Genomic DNA, 8,829 nt, shown 5'->3' on the forward strand with positions numbered 1-8,829 from the left:
GAGTGGTACAGCACAAAACGCCCCCGACGCTCACCCTGACCCTGCCTCGCCCCACCGAGGTGGCCGCGCTGCGCCTGATGCCCAGCACGTCATCGGTGCCCGCGCATCCGACCATGGTGGCCGTCGACCTGGGCGACGGCCCACAGGTCCACGCGCTGAAATCGTCGGGGCCACAAGATCTGCCGCTGAAGCCGCTTGTCACCGACACCGTCACAGTCAGCCTGCTCGACTGGAAAGACGTCATCGACCGCACCGCGCTGGGCTTCGACCAACTCAAACCACCGGGGCTGGCCGAGATCGCGGCGCTGGATACCGACGGCAGACCGATCGCCGCCGCCGACGCGGCCCGCAACCGGATTCGCGACGTCACCGTCGACTGCGAGCACGGACCGGTGATCGGGATCGCCGGCCGATTTGTGCACACCGCGGTGCACACGACCGTCGGCGCGCTGCTGGACGGCGCTCCGGTAACCTCCGAACCCTGCGATGCGGAGCCGATTGTGCTGCCGACCGGTCGACAGGAGCTATTAGTAAGTCCCGGACCACAATTCGTCGTCGACGGCGCGGAATTGTCCGGACCGCTTGCCGCTCAGTCGGCCGCCGATCCATCGACGCCGGCGGCAACCGGGACGTGGGGTCCGGCCCGACGTGAGGTGCGAGTCCCGGACGCGACGACGTCGCGGGTGCTGGTCGTGCCGGAAAGCATCAACACCGGGTGGGTGGCGCGCACCAGCTCGGGGACTCGCTTGAAGCCGTTGGCGGTCAACGGCTGGCAGCAGGGATGGGTGGTGCCGCCAGGAACGTCGGGCACCATCACGTTGACCTTCGCACCCAACGCGCTGTACCGGGCCGGCCTGGCCGGCGGGCTGGCGCTGCTACCACTGTTGGCGCTGCTGGCATGGTGGCCGCAGCGACGCCGGCCAGAGGAGTCCGCCGCGCGCCCGTGGGCGCCCGGGCCCTGGGCCGCTGTCGCGCTGCTGATAGCTGGTGGCCTGATCGCCGGGGTGGTGGGCGTCCTGGTGTTCGGTGCCGCGCTGGGCCTGCGTTGGGTGCTGCGTAATCGTCCACGACGGCGCGACGCCGCGGCTATCTGGTTGAGCGCCGGCGGTCTGATTCTGGCCGGCTCAGCGCTGTCGCGGCATCCGTGGCGTTCGGTCGACGGGTACGCGGGCCATTCGGCCGTCGTGCAACTGCTCGCGCTTGTTTCCCTCGCGGCGCTGGCCGCTTCAACAGTTGTGCGGGCTGCTGAGCGTTAAAGCTCAGCTGTGCATGCACTTCCCATTCCACGGGTTGCCCGTCAACACCTGAGTTGCGGGGCTCCTCTGCGGCTGTTACCCGATAGTCAGCGCAATATCTGCGAGGTGGTGGGACATGCGCGCAGTGGCTCGGCCGTACTCATGACGTTGACGGTGGCCGATATCGATCGGTGGAGCGCCCAGTCGGTGCGCGAGGTGTTTCACGCCGCTGCCGAGCGCGGGCAGGCCACCCTCGAGGCCGCGCGTCAACTGGGCTCGTTGGCGGTATTCGACACGTGGCGGGGCGCCACCGCGCAAGCCCGCAGACACAGCATCGCCTCGATACGCCTTGACCTCGACGCGCACGGCAGCGAGTCATTGGCGGTGGCACAGGCGGCCGGCCGAGCCGCAGACGACATCGCGCACGTGCAGTCCGAGTTGAGCGCGTTGCGTCGCGACGCCGCCGAACTTCAGATGACGATCGACTGCCTGACCAACAAGGTGGTGCCGAGCTCGAGTTTCGACGGGCCGCCCATCGAAGCGCTGATCGCCGAGATCCAGCTGCAGCCTCGCTTGGATGCGATTGTGGCAGAGGCTGCGTCAGCGGATCAGGAACTGGCCTGCGCGATCGACATGGCCGACGGGGATCGGCCGATTCCGGCCGGACCTCACGACAACCGACCCCGGATCCAAGATGCGCTGTCGTGGCCGTTGCCCGACGATCCAAGACAATTCAACGAGCTGTGGAATCAGCTCAGTCCCGAGGAAAAGGATTGGCTGTACGGCCGAGACCCCAGCATCGGCAACCACGCGGGCATGCCGTGGGCTCCCCCAGACCGGCTGGGCAAGGACCACTACAACCGTTTGCATCTGGCCGAGCTCGCACAGCGATCCCGGTCCGACGTCACCGCGATTCAGCAGCACATCGACCGGCTGATGGCCGAACCGCACGTCGACGATGGCGCGGTGTATGCGTTGCAGTCACAGCTGGTCGCGGCCAGAAGACACCTCGCGGGCTACCAAGCCGTTCAAGATAGTTTGAATTCCGCAGGCGGACCGAAACGGTACTTGGGTGTCCTCGACGAGCTCGGCCACGGCGCGGTGGCGGTCGCGAACCCGGATACCGCGCGCCGCAACGCAATCTACGTTCCGGGCACCGGCCAAGATCTGAGCCGACTCGCGTTCAGCGACGACAAGGCCTTGGCCATGCACACCGCGGCATTGGCCGCAGAGCCCAACCTGCAACCGGGCGATGTATCGGTGACGACATGGATGGGTTACGACCGCCCAATGGATCTCAGCCGCGCGGCTTTTCCGCAACCCGCTCACAGCGGGGCAGGTCGGCTGGACACGTTCGAAAACGGGCAGCGTGCCTCGCATATCGGCCCACCTTCGGTCGACACCGTGATCGGCCATAGCTATGGCTCGACCGTGGTCGGGTCGGCAGCCTCTGCGGGGCGACATCTCGACGCCGACAACGTCATCGCGGTCGGAAGCCCGGGCATGCTGGTCGATCGCGCCGGCCGGCTGAATCTGCACGACGGCGGCAGCGTCTATGTCATGCGTGCCGCCCACGACATGATCGGCATAGGTGGCATCGTCACGGAATGGACGTTGGGGGCTGACCCGATGGCACCCGGTTTCGGCGCCAGACGACTCGCCGCCGACCCCGGGCCGGCCAGCCCTTTCGGTCTGCCCAGCGTCGCCGCGCACAGCAGTTACTGGTTGGGCGGGAACAAGGCGCTGGCGAACTTCGGCGCGGTCATCGCCGGCGTGCCGCCGCCCTACCTCCTCGATTGAGCTACTCGGCGGTTTTCCGGTCGGGCAGACGGGTACGCGCAACAATAGAGATCCACTCCTCGCCAGGAGTTACGGACATGGACTGGTTGAGCGCACCGGAATATTGGCTGAGCAGGCTGATATTGGAGCGCGGCATCGCGGTGGTGTATGTCTTCGCGTTCGTGGCAGCAGCGCGGCAATTCCGGGCGCTCATCGGCGAACACGGGTTGCTGCCGGTGCCGCGCTACCTGGCCCGGCAATCGTTCGCGCGAACACCGAGCATCTTCCACGCCCACTACTCCGATCGATTCTTCGGGACGGTCGCGGGGTCAGGCGCGGCACTGGCGACAGCGATGGCAGTCGGTTTGGCCGACGTGGTGCCGCTTTGGGCGGCGGTGCTGTTGTGGCTGCTGCTGTGGGTGTTGTATCTGTCGATCGTCAACGTCGGCCAGACCTGGTACTCCTTCGGCTGGGAGTCGCTGCTACTGGAAATGGGTTTCCTGGCAACCTTTCTCGGCAACGATCGCATTGCGCCACCGGTGCTGGCGATCTGGCTTGCACGGCTGCTGCTGTTTCGGCTGGAATTCGGCGCGGGCCTGATCAAACTGCGCGGCGACTCGTGCTGGCGGGACCTGACCTGCCTGTACTACCACCACGAAACCCAGCCGATGCCAGGGCCGCTGAGTTGGTTTTTCCATCACCTACCCAAGCCGCTGCATCGGGTAGAAGCCGCGGGTAACCATTTCGCGCAGCTCATCGTTCCGTTCGGTCTGTTCGCCCCGCAGCCGGTGGCCGGCATCGCCGGCGCGATCGTCGTCATCACCCAGCTGTGGCTGGTGGCATCCGGTAACTTCGCGTGGCTCAACTGGTTGACGATCCTGTTGGCCTGCAGTGCAATCGACGCGACGTCGGTGGCGGCGGTCCTGCCCATCCCCCACCAGCCCGCGCTCTCCGAAGCTCCACGCTGGTTCGCTGCGCTGGTGATCGTGTTTGCGGCGCTGACTCTGGTGTTGAGTTACTGGCCGGTGCGCAACATGATCTCGCGGAGCCAGCGAATGAATATGTCGTTCAACCCATTTCATTTGATCAACACGTATGGGGCGTTCGGCAGCATCGGGCGCACCCGCCGGGAGGTGGTGATCGAGGGCACCGACGAGCCGACGATCACCGCGCAGACGGTGTGGCAGGAATACGAATTCAAGGGCAAGCCGGGATCGGTCCACCGACTGCCGCGGCAATGGGCGCCGTATCACCTGCGACTGGACTGGCTGATGTGGTTCGCTGCGATTTCCCCGCAGTACGGTTACTCGTGGCTGCGTCCATTCATGTTGCGGCTCTTGGAAAATGATTCGACGACGTTGGGCCTGCTGCGCCACAATCCATTCCCTGATGCCCCGCCACGTTACGTGCGTGCGCAGATGTACCGGTACCGATTCACCACCGCGGTCGAGCTGCGTCGCGATCACGCGTGGTGGCATCGCACGCTGGAAGGTGACTACCTGCCGCCCATTGCACTGCGGGGTACGGCAGGTCGCTGATCCGAATCGTCCCGCGCGGCTACAGTGACTCGTCGAGCTCGCCGAGCCGGTTGGTCAGCCGCAGATTTTCGGAGTAGTCGACCGGGCAGCAGATCAGCGACACCCCGTCATCAGCCAAAGCCGTTTGCAACGTGGGCAACAATTCGTCGGCACTCGCGATCTTATAGCCCTTGGCACCAAAGCTTTCCGCGTACTTCACGATGTCGGGGTTGCCGAACTTCACGTAATAGTGCTCGCCGAGTTCTAGATCCATTTTCCACTCGATCAAGCCGTAACCGCCGTCTTCCCAAATCAACACAACCAGCGGTATCTGCTCCCGGACGGCGGTCTCGATCTCTTGAGAGTTCATCAGGAACGCCCCGTCCCCGACCACCGCCAGCACCTTCGACTCCGGCTGCGCCAGCTTGACTCCCAGCGCGCCGGGCAGCGCGAAGCTCATGGTGGACAATCCATTTGAGATCAGACAGGTATTTCGTTCGTAGGTCGGATAAAGCCGTGCCATCCACATTTTGGTGGCGCCGGTGTCCACCAGCACCACGTCACTGCGATCCAGCGCCGCACGCGTATCGGCGACCACCCGAGCCGGTGCAAGGGGGTATCGCGAATCCTGCTGTCCCCGAGCGAATTCCTCGCTGAGTAGACCGGAGCCAGGGATCTCGGGGTCAGCGACGAAGACATGGTCGTCGAGCGCCTCGGTGAGCGCGTCGAGCGAAGCGGTGATGTCGCCGATGATCCCGACGTCCACCGAATAGTGCGCATCGACCTCGGCCGGGAACCGGTGGATATGGATGATCTTCTTGTCGGCTTTGGGATTGATCCGGACCGGGTCGAACTCCTGCAGTTCATATCCGACCGCGATGACGGCGTCGGCGTTGTCGAACCCGAAGTTGACGTAGTCGTGCCGCATGAAACCGAGCGCCCCAATGCTGTTGGGATGGTCGTCGGGCATGACGCCTTTGCCGTGGAACGTGTTGGCCACCGGGATGCCGAATTTTTCGGAAAACCGCACCAAGGCGTCGGTCGCGTCGGAGCGGGCAGCGCCGTGGCCGGCCAGTACCACCGGCCGCTTGGCCTCGCGCAGGATGTCGACCGCCCGTGCCACCTGACGGAAGGCGGGCGCTTCCGCGCGAACGACGTTGCGCGGCAACGGACCCAGGTCGTAGTCGTCTTCATCGGCATCAATGTGTTCGGGCACGGCCAGGTACACCGCTGCCGGGCGTTCGGTCTCGGCGAGCTTGAACGCTTTGCGAACCATCTCCGGTATCGCCCGCGCGGTCGGGATATCGGCGGCCCAGCGAGTGATCGGCGCGAACATCGACACCAGGTCGACGTACTGGTGCGACTCCTTGTACTCGCGGTCCTGGCCGACCTGCGCGGAGATCGCGACCAACGGCGTGCTGTTGGTGGTGGCGTCGGCGACACCGAGTTGCATGTTGATGGCACCCGGGCCCAGCGTGGCGGACACCACCGCCGCCCGGCCGGTGACCCGGCCGTACATCTCGGCCATGAACGACGCCGCCTGCTCGTGCCGGGTGAGCACATAGCGGATGTCAGAGGCCGCCAGCGCCTGCACGAAGCGGATGTTCTCCTCGCCCGGCAACCCGAAGACCACCTCGACGCCCTCGTTTTCCAGGCACTTGACTATCAGCTCGGCGGCTTTGGTCATCCGGAACCTCCCTTAGTGGGAACGATAGTGGCAGGCTGGTTGTTGAAATTTGAACCAACTATTGCAGCGAAGGATGTCACCGTGCCCATCGCGACCATCAACCCGGCCACCGGCGAGACAGTCAAGACCTTCACCCCCGCTACCGACAGCGACGTCGAGGCCGCGATCGCGCGTGCCCACGAACGGTTCCTGGACTACCACCACTCCAGTACGTTTGCCCAGCGCGCCGAGTGGGCAAACGCCACCGCCGACCTTTTGGAGAAGGAAGCCGACGAGGTCGGGGCGATGATGACGCTGGAAATGGGTAAGACCCTGAAGTCGGCCAAGGCCGAAGCGATCAAGTGCGCCAAGGGCTTTCGCTACTATGCCGAAAACGCCGAGAAGCTGCTGGCCGACGAGCCTGCCGAGGCATCGAAGGTCGGCGCGAAGCGCGCCTACACCCGCTGGCAGCCGCTTGGCGTCGTGCTGGCCGTGATGCCGTGGAACTTCCCGCTGTGGCAGGCCGTCCGGTTCGCCGCGCCTGCGCTGATGGCCGGAAATGTCGGGCTGCTCAAGCACGCCTCCAACGTGCCGCAGTCGGCACTGTATTTGTCCGACGTCATCGCCCGCGGCGGTTTTCCGGAGGGGTGTTTCCAGACGCTGCTGGTGTCGTCCAGCGCCGTCGAGGCCATCCTGCGCGATCCGCGGGTGAAGGCGGCCACGCTGACCGGTAGCGAACCCGCCGGTCAATCGGTTGCCGCCATCTGCGGAGACGAGATCAAACCCAGCGTGATGGAGCTCGGTGGCAGCGACCCGTTCATCGTGATGCCGTCCGTCGACCTCGACGAGGCCGTGAAGACCGCGGTCACCGCCCGGGTGCAGAACAACGGCCAGTCCTGTATCGCCGCGAAGCGGTTCATCGTGCACACCGACATCTACGACGCGTTCGTCGACAAGTTTGTCGAGAAGATGCAGGCCCTGAAGGTCGGCGACCCGACCGACCCGGACACCGACGTGGGTCCGCTGGCCACCGAATCGGGCCGCGACGAAATCGCCAAGCAGGTCGACGATGCCGTCGCCGCGGGTGCCAAAGTGCGCCTCGGCGGCAAGACTCCGGACCAGCCCGGTTGGTTCTACCCGCCGACGGTGGTCACCGACATCACCAAGGACATGGCGCTCTACACCGAAGAGGTGTTCGGCCCGGTGGCCTCGATGTACCGGGCCTCCGGCATCGACGAGGCGATCGAAATCGCCAACGCCACCACATTCGGCCTGGGCTCCAACGCCTGGACGAACGACGAAGCCGAGCAGGAGCGCTTCATCGACGACATCGAGGCCGGCCAGGTGTTCATTAACGGGATGACCGTGTCGTACCCCGAACTGGGCTTCGGCGGCGTCAAACGATCCGGCTATGGTCGCGAACTCGCGGGCTTGGGTATCCGCGCGTTCTGCAACGCCAAAACCGTCTGGGTCGGCTAGCGGCGGTCGCAAGCGCGGCGTAGCCGGGCGCAGCGGGCCGCCGCCATCAAATCTAGACAGCCGCGCCGGCGAGAACTTTGGCGTCCTCGTCGGCGAAGGTGTCCTCCAGTTGCACCGGCGAGTAGTCGAGGTCGATCTCGGCAAGCGGCCGTCCGCGTGCGCTGCTGATGGTGCCGAACCGCCGCATCCCTTTGTCGGCGGCGTACTGCATGAACTCGTCGACCGAAAGACCGAAGGGCATCGGGTCATACAGCGCGAAGCCTTCTTCAATGAGACGCAGGCCGAGCGGCATGAGCTCATTCATCCGCGATTCGAAGATGTCCCAGTTGCGGTCGTCGGCTGCGACATGACGCCGGCAGGTGAAGGTGCCCCACGCCATGTGGCGTCGCTCGTCGTCACCGATGCGCCGCACCAGTTCCTGCATGCCGGGCAGGATGCCGCGTTCCACACAGATCTTGTGCCAGCCAAAGTATCCGGTCAGCGCCAGCATGCCTTCGACCATGTGGTTGTAGGTAACCGACGCCCGGATCTGGGCCGCCGGTGACGGGTCGGTCGCCAAGGCGTTGAGCGACGCCGGCAACTCCTCGTAGAAGATCGTGCGGTAGGTCGGCACGTCCTCGAGATATTCGTGCAGATCTTCGGTGATGCCGACAGCGTCGAGCCACATCCGGAAAACCTGGGTGTGCTTGGCCTCCTCAAATGCGAACTGCGTCAGGTACATCTCGTCGCCGAGACGGCCCTCCGCCCGCATCGCGGACATGAACGGCTGGATATCCTCGGTCACAGCTTCCTCACCGGCGATGAATTCCGCGCACAGCCGGGTGGCGTAGTGGCGTTCGTCCTCGGTGAGCCGTTCCCAGTCCGCGCGCTCGCGGGAGAAGTCGATGTCGGCGGGATTCCAGAACTTCGCGTTGCCGCCGGCGAACAGCTTGAGCGGCAAGCTGTCCCAGTTGAGTCCGCCCGCCACCATTGAACGTGTACTCGTGCGTGTCATGTGACCTCCTCAGATCTTTGTCGCTGAATTAAGCTGCTGTCAGCGGGAATTGGTGAAAATGCCGCGTTCAACACGGCTACCAGCCGGCGTACCGCCAACGCCGGCTGCTCAGGACTCGGTTCGTCGAGCCCTAGGATCGGGTCCAGTCCACGCATGTAC

The 8,829-nt window shown here is 65.0% G+C and carries 5 protein-coding genes and 2 pseudogenes; 4 read left to right on the forward strand and 3 right to left on the reverse strand.

Going from position 1 to position 8,829, the window contains the following annotated elements:
- The 3 genes and pseudogenes from WAO18_RS25310 to WAO18_RS25320 form a co-directional block, all read left to right on the forward strand.
- Positions 1 to 1,256, forward strand: a pseudogene (locus tag WAO18_RS25310) (hypothetical protein); the annotation flags it as partial.
- A 105-nt stretch (positions 1,257 to 1,361) separates the two neighbouring features.
- Positions 1,362 to 3,035: an alpha/beta hydrolase gene (locus WAO18_RS25315; RefSeq protein ID WP_422208968.1), complete on the forward strand. Its 1,674-nt coding sequence runs from the start codon at positions 1,362 to 1,364 to the stop codon at positions 3,033 to 3,035.
- Between the two features lie 77 nt (positions 3,036 to 3,112).
- Positions 3,113 to 4,552 (forward strand): lipase maturation factor family protein, encoded by a 1,440-nt coding sequence (locus tag WAO18_RS25320; protein ID WP_422208969.1) that lies wholly within the window; start codon positions 3,113 to 3,115, stop codon positions 4,550 to 4,552.
- Between the two features lie 19 nt (positions 4,553 to 4,571).
- Here WAO18_RS25320 and WAO18_RS25325 read toward each other — a convergent pair whose 3' ends face one another.
- Positions 4,572 to 6,218 (reverse strand): acetolactate synthase large subunit, encoded by a 1,647-nt coding sequence (locus tag WAO18_RS25325; RefSeq protein WP_422208970.1) that lies wholly within the window; start codon positions 6,216 to 6,218, stop codon positions 4,572 to 4,574.
- 81 nt (positions 6,219 to 6,299) lie between these two features.
- Between WAO18_RS25325 and WAO18_RS25330 the strand changes: the two genes are divergently transcribed.
- The gene (locus WAO18_RS25330; protein WP_422208971.1) at positions 6,300 to 7,676 is read left to right on the forward strand and encodes an NADP-dependent succinic semialdehyde dehydrogenase; all 1,377 of its coding nucleotides are present in this window, start codon (positions 6,300 to 6,302) and stop codon (positions 7,674 to 7,676) included.
- Positions 7,677 to 7,728: 52 nt separating this feature from the next.
- Here the strand turns inward: WAO18_RS25330 and WAO18_RS25335 are convergent, their stop codons facing one another.
- Positions 7,729 to 8,670 carry a R2-like ligand-binding oxidase gene (locus WAO18_RS25335; protein WP_422208972.1) on the reverse strand — a complete coding sequence of 314 codons (942 nt, stop codon included), beginning with the start codon at positions 8,668 to 8,670 and terminating at the stop codon, positions 7,729 to 7,731.
- Positions 8,667 to 8,829: pseudogene (locus WAO18_RS25340) on the reverse strand (TetR/AcrR family transcriptional regulator); the annotation flags it as partial. The gene WAO18_RS25335 and the pseudogene WAO18_RS25340, both read right to left, overlap by 4 nt.

This window comes from Mycobacterium sp., from assembly GCF_049278535.1.
In the GTDB taxonomy this organism is placed as follows: Bacteria; Actinomycetota; Actinomycetes; order Mycobacteriales; family Mycobacteriaceae; genus Mycobacterium.